This is a genomic window from Corynebacterium sp. NPDC060344, from assembly GCF_042725215.1.
In the GTDB taxonomy this organism is placed as follows: Bacteria; Actinomycetota; Actinomycetes; order Mycobacteriales; family Mycobacteriaceae; genus Corynebacterium.
This window is the reverse complement of record NZ_JBHXCS010000005.1, coordinates 69,617-84,709: the sequence shown is the minus strand read 5'-3', so window position 1 is coordinate 84,709 and position 15,093 is coordinate 69,617. Positions and strand designations below refer to the sequence as shown.

At 70.3% G+C, this 15,093-nt stretch carries 13 protein-coding genes; 6 read left to right on the top strand and 7 right to left on the bottom strand.

The window, feature by feature from the left end:
- Positions 1 to 43: 43 nt before the first annotated feature.
- Complete coding sequence (betA, locus tag ACFWGD_RS07775) at positions 44 to 1,795, top strand: choline dehydrogenase (protein ID WP_377778060.1); 1,752 nt, start codon at positions 44 to 46, stop codon at positions 1,793 to 1,795.
- Between the two features lie 72 nt (positions 1,796 to 1,867).
- Here betA and ACFWGD_RS07770 read toward each other — a convergent pair whose 3' ends face one another.
- The 7 genes from ACFWGD_RS07770 to ACFWGD_RS07740 all read right to left on the bottom strand — a co-directional run bounded on the left by ACFWGD_RS07770 (position 1,868) and on the right by ACFWGD_RS07740 (position 9,076).
- Positions 1,868 to 2,215 carry a carboxymuconolactone decarboxylase family protein gene (locus tag ACFWGD_RS07770; RefSeq protein WP_377778181.1) on the bottom strand — a complete coding sequence of 116 codons (348 nt, stop codon included), beginning with the start codon at positions 2,213 to 2,215 and terminating at the stop codon, positions 1,868 to 1,870.
- Positions 2,216 to 2,806: 591 nt separating this feature from the next.
- The gene (locus ACFWGD_RS07765) at positions 2,807 to 4,021 is read right to left on the bottom strand and encodes a globin domain-containing protein (protein ID WP_377778059.1); all 1,215 of its coding nucleotides are present in this window, start codon (positions 4,019 to 4,021) and stop codon (positions 2,807 to 2,809) included.
- A gap of 191 nt (positions 4,022 to 4,212) precedes the next feature.
- Positions 4,213 to 4,653 (bottom strand): Rrf2 family transcriptional regulator, encoded by a 441-nt coding sequence (locus tag ACFWGD_RS07760; RefSeq protein ID WP_377778058.1) that lies wholly within the window; start codon positions 4,651 to 4,653, stop codon positions 4,213 to 4,215.
- Between the two features lie 314 nt (positions 4,654 to 4,967).
- Positions 4,968 to 6,806, bottom strand: a complete 1,839-nt coding sequence (locus ACFWGD_RS07755) for a phosphoenolpyruvate carboxykinase (GTP) (RefSeq protein WP_377778057.1) — start codon at positions 6,804 to 6,806, stop codon at positions 4,968 to 4,970.
- 110 nt (positions 6,807 to 6,916) lie between these two features.
- On the bottom strand, positions 6,917 to 7,276 hold the full coding sequence (locus ACFWGD_RS07750; protein ID WP_377778056.1) for a DUF6802 family protein: 360 nt from the start codon (positions 7,274 to 7,276) through the stop codon (positions 6,917 to 6,919).
- A 265-nt stretch (positions 7,277 to 7,541) separates the two neighbouring features.
- A complete protein-coding gene (locus ACFWGD_RS07745) occupies positions 7,542 to 8,564 on the bottom strand; it encodes a hypothetical protein (RefSeq protein ID WP_377778055.1) in 1,023 nt (340 codons plus the stop codon).
- Positions 8,561 to 9,076, bottom strand: a complete 516-nt coding sequence (locus ACFWGD_RS07740; RefSeq protein ID WP_377778053.1) for a hypothetical protein — start codon at positions 9,074 to 9,076, stop codon at positions 8,561 to 8,563. The genes ACFWGD_RS07745 and ACFWGD_RS07740 overlap by 4 nt, the downstream gene beginning before the upstream one ends.
- A gap of 313 nt (positions 9,077 to 9,389) precedes the next feature.
- Here ACFWGD_RS07740 and trmB point away from each other — a divergent pair, with 313 nt between their 5' ends.
- The 5 genes from trmB (at position 9,390) to ACFWGD_RS07715 (ending at position 15,049) form a co-directional block, all read left to right on the top strand.
- Entirely contained in the window at positions 9,390 to 10,139 is a 750-nt protein-coding gene (gene trmB, locus ACFWGD_RS07735) for a tRNA (guanosine(46)-N7)-methyltransferase TrmB (RefSeq protein WP_377778180.1), read from the top strand.
- Positions 10,136 to 10,792, top strand: a complete 657-nt coding sequence (locus tag ACFWGD_RS07730; RefSeq protein ID WP_377778052.1) for an NYN domain-containing protein — start codon at positions 10,136 to 10,138, stop codon at positions 10,790 to 10,792. Before trmB ends, ACFWGD_RS07730 begins: the two co-directional genes overlap by 4 nt.
- A gap of 7 nt (positions 10,793 to 10,799) precedes the next feature.
- Positions 10,800 to 13,481: an MMPL family transporter gene (locus tag ACFWGD_RS07725; protein WP_377778051.1), complete on the top strand. Its 2,682-nt coding sequence runs from the start codon at positions 10,800 to 10,802 to the stop codon at positions 13,479 to 13,481.
- On the top strand, positions 13,478 to 14,587 hold the full coding sequence (locus ACFWGD_RS07720) for a YbhN family protein (RefSeq protein WP_377778049.1): 1,110 nt from the start codon (positions 13,478 to 13,480) through the stop codon (positions 14,585 to 14,587). The genes ACFWGD_RS07725 and ACFWGD_RS07720 overlap by 4 nt, the downstream gene beginning before the upstream one ends.
- 75 nt (positions 14,588 to 14,662) lie before the next feature.
- Positions 14,663 to 15,049, top strand: a complete 387-nt coding sequence (locus ACFWGD_RS07715) for a DUF3054 domain-containing protein (RefSeq protein WP_377778048.1) — start codon at positions 14,663 to 14,665, stop codon at positions 15,047 to 15,049.
- The last annotated feature ends 44 nt before the right edge of the window (positions 15,050 to 15,093 follow it).

The window sequence follows — 15,093 nt, the reverse complement described above, 5'->3', positions numbered from 1 at the left end:
CTGGACAGCGACCACCGCCCGACCCCGAACCACAGGAGGACCCATGCCCACATTCCCCTTCTCCCGCCGCCGGAAGAACGCGGCCGACGGAACCGTCGAGCACACCGTCGAGCACAAGGACATCGTCATCGTCGGCGCCGGCTCCGCGGGCTCGGTGCTGGCCAACCGCCTGTCGGATGACTTCACCACCTCCGTCCTCGTCCTCGAGGCCGGCCGCATGGACTCGCTGTGGGACCTGTACATCCACATGCCGTCGGCGTTCTCGTTCCCCATCGGCAACCGCTTCTACGACTGGGCCTACGAGTCGGAGCCGGAGCCGGAGATGAACGGCCGCCGCGTCTACCACGCCCGCGGCAAGGTCGTCGGCGGCTCGTCGTCCATCAACGGACAGATCTACCAGCGCGGCAACCCCATGGACTACGAGAAGTGGGGCGCCACCGAGGGCCTGGAGAAGTGGGGCTGGAGCAACGTGCTGCCCTACTTCAACCGCATGGAAAACGCCCTGGGCTCCGACCCGGACGACCCGCGCCGCGGCCACGACGGCCCGCTGCGCATGAAGCGCGGCCCGGCGGACTCGCCGCTGTTCAAGGCCTTCTTCAAGTCCATCGAGCAGGCCGGCTACCACTACACCCCCGACGTCAACGGCTACCGCCAGGAGGGATTCGGCCCCTTCGACGCCAACATCGACGGCGGCAAGCGCCTCTCCGCCTCGCGCGCCTACCTCCACCCCGCCCTCAAGCGCCCCAACGTGGAACTGCGCACCCGCGCCTACACCACCCGCATCCTCTTCGAGGGCACGAAGGCCGTCGGCGTGGAATACCGCAAGGGCGGCCGCGTCCACCAGGTCCGCGCCGACAAGGTCATCCTCGCCGGTGGCGCGTTCAACTCGCCCCAGCTCCTCCAGCTGTCCGGCGTGGGCGACAAGGACCTGCTGAACAAGGTGGGCGTCAACGTCGTCAAGCACCTGCCCGGCGTCGGCGAGAACCTCCAGGACCATCTCGAGGTTTACGTGCAGTACAACTGCACCCAGCCCGTCAGCTCCCAGCCCTACCTGGACAAGTGGCGCTGGCCCTTCATCGGCCTGCGCTGGATCCTGACCAAGAAGGGCCCCGTGGCCACCTCCCACTTCGAAGGCGGCGGCTTCGCCCGCTCCAACGAAAACGAGGCCTACCCCAACCTCATGTTCCACTTCCTGCCGCTGGCCATGCGCTACGACGGCACCAAGCCCGACGGCGACCACGGCTTCCAGTTCCACGTCGGCCCCATGTACTCCGACGCCCGCGGCCACGTGCGCATCACCTCCTCCGACCCCGCCAAGAAGCCGGAGATCCTGTTCAACTACCTCTCCACCGACCAGGACCGCCGCGAATGGGTCGAAGCGATCCGCACCTCGCGCAAACTGCTGGACACCCCCGCCATGCGCGAATACTGGGACGTCGAAACCTCCCCCGGCGCCGACGTCGAATCCGACGAACAGATCCTCGACTGGGTCCGCCGCGACGCCGAAACCGCCCTCCACCCCTCGTGCACCTGCGTCATGGGCCCCGAATCCGACGACATGGCCGTCGTCGACCCCGACACCATGGGCGTCCACGGCACCGAAGGCCTCTACGTCGTCGACGCATCCGTGCTGCCCGGCATCACCAACGGCAACATCTACGCCCCGACCATGATGATCGCCGAAAAGGCCGCCGACCTCATCGCCGGCAAGACCCCACTCGAGCCGCTCGACCTGCCCTACTACCGGGCCGGCCACGGCGACCCGCTCGACCCGCCGGAGGCCGCGGCGAAGTAGGGGCTAAGTAGCGGCTCGGCGCGCTGCCCCGGGGAGTTGCCCGGGGCTGTCCGCGCTACTCCCCCTGCTCGGCTACTCCCCCTGAAGCGGCCCGAGCTCCTCGACGAGGACTTCCTGCACGACCTTCATCGCGGACAGGGCCGCGGGGGCGCCGCAGTAGCCGGCGGTGTGGACGACGGCCTCGGTGATCTCTTCGCGGGTCAGGCCATTGCGCAGGCCGCCGCGGACGTGGCCGCGCAGCTCGCCGGTGGCGCGCAGGGCGACGAGCATGCCGATGTTGAGCAGGCTCCGATCGCGCTTGGACAGGCCATCGCGGGTCCACACCGACCCCCACACCGTCTCCGTGATGTGGCGCTGCAGGCCCTCGCCGTCGGTGCCGGCGTTGCGCTCGAGGGCGGCGTCGACGAAGTCGTCGCCCATCACCTCGCGGCGCACGCGGATGCCGGCATCGAAACGGCCGTCGGCGTTGGAGTTGGCCGTGCCCGTGCCGGTGCTGCTGCCGTCGGTGGTGGCCTGGTCGGCGCTGGTGCCGGTGCTGGTGCTACTGGTGTCGGTAGTGGAGTGCTGATCTGCCATGTGAATCCCGCTCCTTCTCGTCGGTGTCGCCCGGGCCCGCCGAGGAAGATGCGGCGTCGGCGACTGAGTGGGTTCATTATCATCACAAGTCGCGGGCGAAAGGGGGCCGAACACTCCCTCCGACCCGGCCCCGGCGTATGAAAGTGCACATTTTTGGCCGCCGAAAAATGCCGACCTGGGCTTTTACGGAGGGGTGGTAGTACTTTGCGACGCCCATCCGGCACCTCCCCGCCCGCCCAACGCCCAACAGCGCAAACCCACCTCGAATGTCCTAACCCACCCGTTGTATCGGGTGGGTTAAGACATTCGAGGTGGGTTAAGCAGTTTGGGGCGGGACGGGGCAGTCCGGGAGGGGGGCAGTCCGGGATGGAGCGGGGCGGGACGGGGCGGAGCGGGCGCCGAATGCGAAGCTGGCGCAACCGACCGCCGCGCTACCTACGCGTCGAGCAGCCAGTCGTTCGGGCTGAACAGCTCGAAGTGGATGCGGGAGCGGTCGATGCCGCGCTCGGCGAGCTGGTCGCGGACATGCTGCAGGAAGCCGTTGCCGCCGCAGATGTAGAACTCGGCGCCCTCGGGCAGCTCGACGCCGCCCTTGTCGGAGAGGTCCATGAAGTCGGGCTCGAGCCAGCGCTTCTCGGTGCCGTTGGCCAGGGCGTCGACGGCGGCGGTGCGCTCGGCGGCGAGGACGTCGGAGGCCTCGCTGCGGTCGGCGTGGACGGACAGCACCTGGCGCTGCGAGCCGTTGGCGGCGAGGTAGTTGAGCATGCCGACCATCGGGGTGGCGCCAATGCCGGCGGAGACCAGCACGACCGGGCCGTCGGAGTCGGTGTCCAGCACGAGGTCGCCGGCGGGCAGCGAGATCTCGATGTCGTCGCCGACGCGGACGTCGTCGCACAGCTTGTTGGAGACCTCGCCGGCGGGCAGTTCGGCGACCTCGTCGGCGCGGACGCGGCGGACGGCGAACTTCAGTACGCCGTCGCCGGGCACGCCGACCAGGGAGTACTGGCGCAGCTGGCGGGCGCCGTCGGCCAGCGTCTGGCGCACGGAGATGTACTGGCCGGGGGTGAAGCCGGGCAGTTCGCCGTCCTTGCCGCGCACGCCGAACACGACGATGTCGTCGCTGAGGTCGTCGCGGGAGACGACCTCGGCCGCGCGGAAGACGTCTCCGGGGGCGACGCCGGCTTCGTCGTAAAGCTGCTTTTCAAAGTCCACGAGCACGCGCTGCATCTCCAGGTAGACGGCGTCCCACGCGTCGCGGACGGCGCCCTGGAAGACCTCGGGGGTGAGGACCTCCTCGATGGCGTCGAAGAGGTGCTTGTGCACGATCGGGTACTGCTCCTCGACGATGCCGGTGGCCAGGTGCTTGTGGCCGATGCGGGCGAGCAGCTCCTCGGGGGCGGGGGCGTCGGGGTCGACGAGGGTGGCGGCGAAGGTGGCCACGGAGGCGGCGAGCGCCTTCTGCTGCGCGCCCTGCTTCTGGTTGCCGCGGTTGAACGTGTCGGCGATGAGCTCGGGGTGGGCGGAGAACATGCGCTTGTAGAAGTTCGGGGTGATCTCGCCGATGTTCGCGCCGACGACGGGCAGGGTCTGGCGGATGATGTCCGCCTGGTCGTCGGTGAGGCCGGTCTTCTTGACGTCGATGGTCGCCATTGCTGCTCCCTGTGGGCTGTTGTGATCGGGGTCGCCGACAACGCTAGCACCTAATGCGCATGCTGCATTCGCATTAAGGGTCGCGGGGGTACCGGGAGCCGTGCGCGGTCTGAAAATCGGCAGGTTCTCGCTTGACGACGGCCACCCCCGACCCCCTCCGCCGCCCACCTTCGGGGCGGCCCGCGGGACCTCTACTCGGGGCCGCCCGCACCGATCAGCTGCAGCGGCGTCCGGGATCCGCGCTCGGGCACGAGATCGCCGATGGTCACCGGATCGAGGTGAGCGAAAAACGCCTCCTGCGCGCCGGCGAGCGCCCCGCGCAGCCGGCACCCCGGCAGCAGCGGGCAGTTCGTGCCCACACAGTCGACGACCTCGCCGCGCTCGAGCTCGCGCAGGATCAGGCCGACGGAACGGTCGAGCGCGCCTTCTTCCAGGTAAATGCCGCCGTAGCGGCCCTTGACGGCGGTGATCAGGCCCATTTCGACGAGCTTGGTCACCACCTTCGCCACATGGGCGCGCGATGCGTTGAGCTCGTCGGCCACCGCCCCCGCGGTGAACTTCTGCCCCGGTTCGCCCGCCGCCATGCGCATGATGATTCGGAGGCTCAGATCGGAGAACACCGTGAGCTGCATGGCGGACACAACCTTTCTTCGGCGGGAAGCGCGGCCTCGCCGACCTGGCGAAGCTTCGGGGCCACTGCTCGGGCCCGGGCGCGCAATCCCTGCCACCGCCGAGCATATCCGAATTTCACCTGCGGAAATAGGGGCCCGGGTGTCTACTTGGTCACGCGACCACGAACCCCGGTGAATGTACCCGACCCGGCTTCGGCGCCGACGCCCGGGCAGCGAAACGCCCCTCCCGCGGCCGGCACGATGCCGGCGGCGGAAGGGGCGTTCGAGGACGCGTTGTGCGTGCCCGGGCTGGCGCCCGGGTCATGGGGAGCGCGCTACTTCTTCGCGGTGCGCTCCTTGATGCGGGCCTTGAGGGCGTCGTACTCGTCCCACAGCTCCTGCGGGACGCGGTCGCCGAGCGACTTCAGCCACTCGTCGTTGTCCGCCAGGTCGCCCTGCCACTTCTCGGCCGGGGCCTTCAGAGCGGCCTTGATGTCCTCGAGCGGGGTGTCCAGGCCGGTGAGGTCCAGATCCTCGGCGCGGGCGGTGTGGCCCACGACGGTCTCCTTGGCCTCGACGCGGCCCTCGAGGCGGTCGATGATCCACTTGAGCACGCGCGAGTTGTCGCCGAAGCCCGGCCACAGGAAGCGGCCGTCGTCGCCGCGGCGGAACCAGTTGACCAGGAAGACCTCGGGCATCTTGTCGCCGCCCTTGACGCCCATGTCGATCCAGTGCTGCAGGTAGTCGCCGACGTTGTAGCCGATGAACGGCAGCATGGCCATCGGGTCGTGGCGCAGCGAGCCGACCTTCGCCTCGGCGGAGGCGGCGGTCTGGCCGGAGGCCAGGGTGGCGCCGATGAAGGTGGCGTGGTTCCAGGACAGCGCCTGGGTCACCAGCGGCACGGTGTCGGGGCGGCGGCCGCCGAACAGGATCGCGTCGAGCGGGACGCCGGCCGGGTCGTTGAACTCCGGAGCGGCGACCGGGCACTGGTCGATCGGGGTGCAGTAGCGGGAGTTCGGGTGCGAGGACAGCTCGTCGGAGTCGGGCGTCCAGTCGTTGCCCTTCCAGTCGATGAGGTGATCCGGCTTGCCCTCGAGGCCCTCCCACCAGACGTCGCCGTCATCGGTGAGCGCGACGTTGGTGAAGATGGAGTTGCCCTTCTCCAGCGTCTTCATCGCGTTCGGGTTGGAGTCGTAGTTGGTGCCCGGCGCGACGCCGAAGAAGCCGTTCTCCGGGTTGACGGCGTAGAGGCGGCCGTCCTCGCCGAACTTCAGCCACGCGATGTCGTCGCCGACGACCTCGGCCTTCCAGCCCTCGATGGTCGGGGTCAGCATGGCCAGGTTGGTCTTGCCGCAGGCCGACGGGAACGCGGCGGCGACGTAGTAGGCCTTGCCCGAAGGATCGGTGAGCTTCAGGATGAGCATGTGCTCGGCCATCCAGCCCTCTTCCTTGGCCATGACCGACGCGATGCGCAGCGCGTAGCACTTCTTGGCCAGGATGGCGTTGCCGCCGTAGCCGGAGCCGTAGGACCAGATTTCCTTGGTCTCGGGGAAGTGCGTGATGTACTTCTCGTCGTTGCAGGGCCAGGTGGAGTCTTCCTCGCCCTCGGCCAGCGGCGCGCCGACGGAGTGCAGCGCGTGGACGAAGTCGCCGTCCGCGCCGATCTTGTCCAGCGCGTCCTTGCCCATGCGGGTCATGATGCGCATCGACAGGACCACGTACTCGGAGTCGGTGAGCTGCACGCCCAGCTTCGGCGACGGGTCATCGATGGGGCCCATGCAGAAGGGGACGACGAACATGGTGCGGCCCTTCATGGAACCGCGGTAGTGCTCGGTCATCTCCTCCTTCATCTTCGCCGGGTCGGCCCAGTTGTTCGTCGGGCCGGCGCCGTCCTCGTCCTTGGAGCAGATGAAGGTGCGGGACTCGACGCGCGCGACGTCGGCCGGGTTGGAGCGCGCCAGGAAGGAGTTCGGGCGCTTCTCCTCGTTGAGCTTGATGAACGTGCCCTTGTCGACCAGCTCCTGGGACAGGCGATCCCACTCCTCCTGGGAGCCGTCGGCGAAGACGACCTTGTCCGGGGTGGTGAGCTCTGCGACCTCGGCGATCCAGCTGAGCAGCTCGGCGTTCTCGGTCGGGGCCTGACCCTGCAGACCCGGGATGGAAGGTGCGGACATCTGTACTCCTGACTATGGATTTCGCGTCTCGTTATCAGGCTACCGTTGGATTCCGAAACTTGCCGCCGACGAGCATGAGACGAACCCCACAGCGGCGGATTCGCCGAAACTCATGCCCAACGGCCGCGTTCTCCCCGCTCCCATTCGTGAACGCCCCAGGTGGACGGGTTTTCTTGCTTTGCGACGTCCTCATGCGACACCCCCGTTGGGGTGCCCCCAGATCGAACCTCCCCGGAATCCCCCGCCGCCCCTCCCGGCGCCGGTTCGGTCGCGGACGCCGTCCAGGTCTCGTAGGTCCCGTCGAACAGGACCGTGGTGACGTGATCGACCGTGCCGTCGCCGTCGATGTCCGAGTAGATGCTCAAGCCCCGGTCGTCGGCGAGCGTCACCGAGTCGGCCACGCCATCGCCGTCGGCGTCGCCGGCCCCGGGCCCGAGGTCGAAGTACTCGCCGTCGATCTCGAGGACCATGCCCCCGCCGTCCGCGAACGCGTCACCGTGTGCGCCGGAGTCCGCGCCGACGGGGATGATCCCGTCGAGCCCGCACGCCGACGCGGGCCCAGAGGCTCCGCCACCGTCTCCGACTACTCCGCCCGCGCCTACTCCCGCGCCCGTTCCCGCACTCGCCTGCCCGAGAATCCCGTCCATCATCGTCCCGCCTTCTCCAGTTTCATCGTCGCCATCGTCTCCGTCGCCATAGCCATCTCCATCACCGTTTCCCGCACCGCCCGCCACGTCATGCGCTGGTCTCCGCCCGCAGCGCCGCGGCGAGGTGCCGCGCCCGCCACCCGTCCGGCGGCGGCCGGGATTCGGCCCGCAGCACCGCGGCGATGTCGCGGTCCCACGCCCTGCGCACCCTGGCCAGGTGGGCGGCGATCCAGCCGGCCCGCTCCCGGGCGATGCGACGACGCCGCCCGCCGATGGCCAGCGACGCCGCCAGCACCGCCCCGGCCGCGCCCGTCACCATTGCGGCAGCCCACGCCGGCAGCCCCGCCCATTCCAGAGGTCCGCCGAGCAATCCGCCCGCGCCCAGCGCCGCGCCGAGCGTCAGCAGGCCCACCCCGACGTCGGTGAAGATCCCGGGCTTCGGCGGCTGCGGCGCGGCGGGCGCGTCCGGGCGCTCGGGCAAGTCCAGCGCCCCGGCCACCGCGGCCGCCGCCTCCCGCACCGCCGCATCGAGCTCCCCGGCACCGGTCGGCGCCGCGCCCCTGGTCACCGCCTCGAGCGCATCGGCGATGGCGTGCGGCACGGTCGCCTTCCGCTCCCGCACTTGCTTGTCGACGACACGCGCGCGCCCCGCCCGATCCGCCGACAACTGCGCTCCCAGCAGCGCGCGCCTGCGCTGGCCGGGGGTCGGGGAGATCGGCCGGGCGGGCCCTTCGGCCAGCAGCTTCAGGGTCCTCGCCATGGCGGCGTCCAGGGGACCGACGGCGACGTCGACGTGGATGGCGTCGCGCCACGCGGCGAAACACTCACCGAGCCGCGCTCCACCCCGTGCTCCGCCCGGCGCGCCGCCCACCTCTTCATTCCCGTCCAGGTCGAGCCCCACCGCGCAGCGCCCCGTCGCGCCCGAGACGGCCTCGACGAAGTCGACGTCGCCGCGGGTCGGCGGCACGCGCCCGTCGACGAGGACGAGCACCACCGGAGTGCGCTCCTCGACCAGGCGAATGCCGGCTGCCTCCAGCGCCGACGGATCCGCCCACGCGGCCGCCGGGCCGGTCCCGGTCACCTCGAGGGGGACGGCACGATCGTCGTTCACGGCCACAGCAGGTCCTCCAGCTCATCGCGGACCACGGGGTGCGCCGCGGCGGCGGCCGCCACGCCCCTTTCCAATCGCCCCGCCCGCACTGCGGCCAACGCCTCCGGAGAGACCAGTTCACCCACCGCCGCCGCCAGGGGCGGGAGGGGCGGAGAGGCTGGCGAGGAGGCGTCGTCAAGCAACACGCGGGGATCGGCGACGACCTCGCCCGGCCGCGCACGGGCCCCCGGATCGTGGGAGAGGGTGACCACCGCATCGGCGTCGACGCGCGGGGCGGGGCCCTCGTCGGCGACGACCCGCCAAGTGCCGCGGGCCGAAGGATGGTCGCCCAACGCCGCCGCCACCGCAGCCGCGCCGATGCCCGCGGGCCCGCGCACCGCGACCGTCGGCGGCCCGGACGTGGCATCGAGGAGCTCCGCGAGATCGACCGCCGCGGCCTCCCCGACGCCGGCATCGGCCAGCCAATCCACCACCGCCGCCCACAAACGGCCGCCCTGCGCCCGATCGCTCATCCGGTCCCCCGCTCACTTCCCCGACCGCTCCCCCGCGCCGGTCCCCCGCGGCGCGAACGCGCCCAGTAGACCACGGCCCCGGGGGCCCGGCAACAGATCAGGGGCCCGCACCAGGGGCCGAATCACGCGCGGAGGATTATTGACCTCCCCCTCCCGTCATGAACAATGGGGGGCGATGACTAATTCTGATACCCCTGATACGAACATCGCCGCCGGGGGAGGCGCGGATTCCGCGACCCCCGAAACGGCCCCGACCAGCGACGGCACGCGCGTGCCGGACTTCGGCAAGGGCGCGCTGCCCTACGGCCGGCCCATGCAGACCGAATTCGACGACGGCCTGGAGTACCCGCGCATCGGCGGCGTCAGCTTCCGCCGCGGCACCCTGACCCCCGGCCAGACCGCCATTTGGGACGAGCACTGGGACCGGGTGGGCACGGTGCTTTCCGACGACCAGATCGACGTCGACGAGTGGTTCGGCCGGACCGGCCCGACCATCGTGGAAATCGGCTGCGGCACCGGCACGTCCACCGTCGCCATGGCGCCGAAGGAAGCCGACCACAACATCATCGCCGTGGAGCTGTACAAGCCCGGCCTGGCGAAGCTGCTGTCGGCGATGACCCGCGAGGGCGTCGACAACATCCGCATGGTCCGCGGCGACGGCGTCGAGGTGCTGCAGCGCATGATCGCGCCGGAGTCGCTCGACGGCGTGCGCCTTTTCTTCCCGGACCCGTGGCCCAAGGCCCGCCACCACAAGCGCCGCATCCTGCAGACCGGCACCCTGCGGCTGATCGCCTCGCGCCTCAAGCCCGGCGGCATCTTCCACGCCGCCACCGACCACGCCGGCTACGCCGAGTGGATCGACGAGCTGCGCGACGCCGAACCGTCGCTGGAGCCCATCGCCTGGCCGTGGCCCGAGTCGCCGATGCTGCTCGACCGCCCGACCACCAAGTTCGAGAACCGCGGCCTGAACCTGGACCACGACATCCACGAGTACGTGTGGCGCAAGCGCGACACCGCCGGAAACCCCGGAGACGCAGAAGCACCCCGAGAGGACGCCCGATGAGCGGCACCCACCACTACGCCGAATCCCCCGAGACCACGCCGACGCTGCTGCTGGTCTGGGACGCGCCGAACATCGACATGGGCCTCGGCGCGATCCTCGGGTCCCGCCCGACCGCCGCGCACCGCCCGCGCTTCGACGCCATCGGCCGCTGGCTGGTGGAGCGCACGATGGACCTCGCCGATGACGTCGGCACGCACATCGAGCCCGAGGCGACCGTGTTCACCAACATCGCCCCCGGCAGCGCCGAGATCGTGCGCCCGTGGGTGGAGGCGCTGCGCAACGTCGGTTTCGCGGTGTTCGCCAAGCCGAAGATCGGCGACGACTCCGACGTCGACCCCGACATGCTCGACCACATCCGGCGCCGCCGCGAGGAGGGCATCCTCGAGGGCGTCGTCGTCGCCTCCGCCGACGGCCAGAACTTCCAGGACACCCTGGAGGAGCTCGAGCGCGCGCAGATCCCGACGACGGTCATCGGCTTCCGCGAGCACGCCGCGTGGGCGGTGAACTCGGACATCATCGAGTTCATCGACCTCGAGGACATCCCCGGGGTGTTCCGCGAGCCGCTGCCGCGCGTCGACCTGGAGACCCTGCCGGACGAGGGCGCCTGGCTGCAGCCGTTCCGTTCGCTCATGTCCCTGCTCAAGGAGCGCTGACCCGCACATGTTCTACCGATGGGGATCGTTCGCGTACCGGCACCGCGTGCTCACGCCGCTGGTGCTCGTCGCCGCGCTGCTGGCCCTGTTCGTCTTCTCCGGGACGAAGCTGGGCGACCGGCTCGACCAGGAGGGCTGGGATGACCCGGGCTCCGATTCGACCGCCGCGGCGGTGCTGGAGGAGGAGACCTTCGGCCGCGACAACTCCGGCGACGTCATCGTCCTCGTCGACGCCCCGGCCGGCGGCACGGTCGACGATCCGGCGCTGAAGCAGCGGGTCAACGACCACTTCGCCCGCCTGCAGGCGGACAATCCCGAGTATGTCGAGCACGTCACCAGCTACTTCGCCAACAACCAGGCGGTGATGGCGACCGAGGACAAGCAGTCCGCGTTCGTCGCCGTCGGCCTGGCCGGCACCGGCAACGACGTGCTGAAGAACTACCGCGCCATCGAGGACCAACTGCCCATCGAGGGCGTGGACATGGAGATCGCCGGCGCGACGCCGGTGGCCGGCGCCCTGGATTCCGGCATGGCCGACGACATTTGGCGCGCCGAGCTGATCGGCCTGCCGATCGTGGCGCTGCTGCTGCTCATCGTCTTCGGCGGCGTGGTGTCGGCGTCGATGCCGCTGATCGTGGGCGTGCTGTCCATCGCCGGTTCGCTGGGCATCCTGTCCATGCTGGCGACGGTCACCCAGGTCAACGCCTTCGCGCAGTCAGTGGTGACGCTGCTGGGCCTGGGCCTGGCCATCGACTACGGCCTGTTCATGGTCTCCCGGTTCAGAGAGGAGATGGCCGAGGGGGTGCCCGTCCCCCAAGCCGTGGCCAACACGACGGCGACGGCGGGCAAGACGGTGGTGTTCTCCGCGGCGATGGTCGCCGTCGCGCTGTCCGGCCTGCTGCTGTTCCCGCAGGCCTTCCTGAAGTCGGTGGCCTACGGCGCGATTTCGGCGGTCGGCCTGGCCGCGCTGCTGTCGCTGACGGTGCTGCCGGCGATGTTCGGGCTGCTGGGCAAGAACATCGACAAGTGGAGCGTCCGACGCGCGGGCCGCACCCGCGAGCAGTCGATGAACTCGCTGTGGGGCCGCATCCCGGCGTGGGCCATGAAGCACTCCAAGCTGGTCACCGTCGCGGTGTGCCTGGGACTGCTGGCGCTGACGGTGCCGCTGATCGGCATCAAGTTCGGCGGCATCAACGAGACGTACCTGCCGCCGGCCAACGAGACCCGCACGGCGCAGGAGCGCTTCGACGAGGACTTCCCCACCATGCGCACCGACCCGGTGAAGCTGGTCATCCAGGACGGCGGCGATCCCCGCGCCGTGGGCCAGGTGTTCCAGCAGGCCAGCCAGGTCGAGGGCCTGACGGACCGGTTCAAGATCTCGCAGCCGACGAAGGACGGCGTCACCGTGCTGTCGGCGGGCATCGCCGACCGCGGCGACAACGAGCGCGTCGTCGAGCAGCTGCGCGGCATCGACGTGCCCGAGGGCGCGTCGGTCTACATCGGCGGCACGCCGACGATGGAGGTGGAGTCCATCGAGGCGCTGTTCGACAAGCTGCCGTGGATGATCCTCTACATGGTGGTGGCCACGTTCATCCTCATGGCGCTGGTGTTCGGCTCGATCATCCTGCCGGCCAAGGCGGTCATCATGACGGCCCTGGGGCTGGGCGCGACGCTGGGCATCCTCACGGCGATGTTCGTCGACGGCGTCGGTTCGTCGCTGTTCGGCTTCACGCCGGGCCCGCTGATGAGCCCGGTGCTGGTGCTGATCATCGCCATCATCTACGGCCTGTCCACGGACTACGAGGTGTTCCTGGTGTCCAGGATGGTGGAGGACCGCGACGACGGCGCCGCCACCCCGCACGCGATCCAGTTCGGCACGGCGAACACGGGCGGCATCATCACGGCCGCGGCGCTGATCATGATCGTCGTCGCCGGCGCGTTCGGCTTCTCCGACATCGTGATGATGAAGTACATCGCCTTCGGCATGATCGCCGCCCTCTTCCTCGACGCGACGATCATCCGCATGCTGCTCGTCCCGGCCGTGATGAAGCTGCTCGGCGACGATTGCTGGTGGGCCCCGCGCTGGGTCAAGCGCCTGTCCGCGCGCCTCGGCCACGGGTCGGCGGCGCCGTCGCCGGTGGGCCGCGTGCCCGCGATGGCCGGTGCCGCGCAGGGTCCGTCTTCCCCGTCGGCTCCGTCTGCGCCGACCGTCCCGTCTGCCCCGGCTGCGCCCGAGGGCTCGGCAGTGGCGGTGGGTGCCGCGAGCGCCGCGGCGGGGATCTCCTTCGCGGATGCCCCGCTTGACGACGACCACGCGCCCGTCGACAAGCGTCCCGTCCCCGCGGTGCCCGACCGCACCGAATCCGGCGAGCTCATCTACGAGGGCGAGCTCATCGACGACGACCCGGCGGCCGGCTTCGGCGGCCACGACCCCGACGACGACCTCGCCGCGGGCTACGGCGGCGACTTTGCCGACGCGCCCGAGGACGCCGTCCCCGATGACGAACCCGTCCACGTCCCCGAGGGGCGCCTGACCGTGCGCGACATCATGCTGCGCCTGGAATGGGAGAAGCGCGAGGCCCTCGGCCCGGGCAGCTCAGACGGTGCCGGCGGTGCCAGCGGCGCGAGCAGCGCAGACGGCGCAGGCAGCTCCGGCGACCCCGATCCTGGGACGGTCGATAACCGATGACCCGCATGCGCGACGCCGCCCGCCGGGTGGCGTCCGCCGCCTCGGCCTCGTGGATCCGGTGGGCGCTGACCCTCGTGATCCTGGGCGTCGCGCTGTGGTTCGCCCTCGGCCACTGGGACAGCGTGGTCAACGGCTGGCGCACGTTCCTCCGCGCCGAATTCGGCTGGGTGACGTTTTCCGCCGCCATGGTCGCCCTGTCGCTCTACGCCATGGCCGAGGTCATGCGGTTGCTGCTGCGCGCCGCGAACGTGCCCGTGACGCGGCGGGCCACCAACTCGCTGGTGCTCGCCGCCAACGCCTGGTCGGTGTCGGTGCCCGGCGGCGTGGCGTTCTCCACCGCGCTGCAGGTGCGCAGGCAGCTCAAATGGGGCGCCTCGCCGGTGATCATCAGCTGGTTCATCCTGCTGTCCGGCGCGCTGAGCTTCCTCGGCCTCGTCGCCCTGGCGCTGGGCGCACTGTTCTTCATCGGCGGCGCCGCACCCGCCCGGCTCATCGCCGCGGGCCTGGCCGTCCTGGGCCTCACGGCGCTGCTGTGGTGGTTTTCCCGGAACACCACGGCGATCGAGACCGTCGCAAAGCACGTGCTCAAGGCCATCAACGCCCTCCGCCGCAAGCCCGCCGACGACGGCGCGGCGAAGCTGCGGGCCACCATCCGGCAGCTGACCAGCGTGCGCCTGAGCCCGCTGCGCATGACCATCGTGTTCGGGTGGTCGTTCATCAACTGGGTCACCGACGTCATCTGCCTCTACGCCGCCATGCGCGCCGTCGGCGCCGACGACGTCACGGCCAACACCGTGCTCATGGCGTTCGTGTTCAGCAAGGTCGCCGGCTTCATCCAGGCGACCCCCGGCGGCGTCGGGCCCGTCGAAGCTGTCCTGACCGGCACGCTCATCGCCGCCGGCATGGTCGGCACCGACGCCGTGGCCACCGTGCTCATCTACCGGCTCGTGTCCTTCATCCTGCCCGCCGCCGTCGGCTGGGCCGTCTACCTCGTCGGCTACGGTGGCGATCGCCGGAAGGACGTGGAGGCAGCGGCAGAAAACGGAGCAGAGGCCCAAAACGGAGCCGGGTCCGGAGCCGGGCCCGACCGGCCGTCCGACACCTGACCGGCGACCCGCCAGCCGTCGAATCGCGGCCACCGATCCGCGACCCCGATCCACAACAGAAACCCAGGAGCAACAGTGTCCGTCACCCGCACGATCGTCATGGACTTCTTCGCCATCTTCGCCTTCGCCGTGCTCGCCCGCCTGGCGCACAACACCGAGGCCGACCCGTTCACGCTGACCAACGTGCTGGACACCCTGTGGCCCTTCCTCGTCGGCGGCGCCATCGGCCACGGCATCTGCGCCGCGGCGAAGAAGCACCCGCTGCCCATCGCGCCCGGCGGGCTGATCGTGTGGGCCGCCACCGCGCTCACCGGGCTCGCCATCTGGGCGGTGCGCAATGGTGCGGTGCCGCATTGGTCGTTCATCATCGTCGCCACCGTCATGAGCGCCCTGCTGCTGCTCGGGGCGCGGGCCGTCGCAAAGCTCGTGCTCAAGGACGGGTACGCCGCCGCCCGAAAGTGACGTTCACCTCAATCACGGCCCCAACGGTCCCCGGACCACAAAGC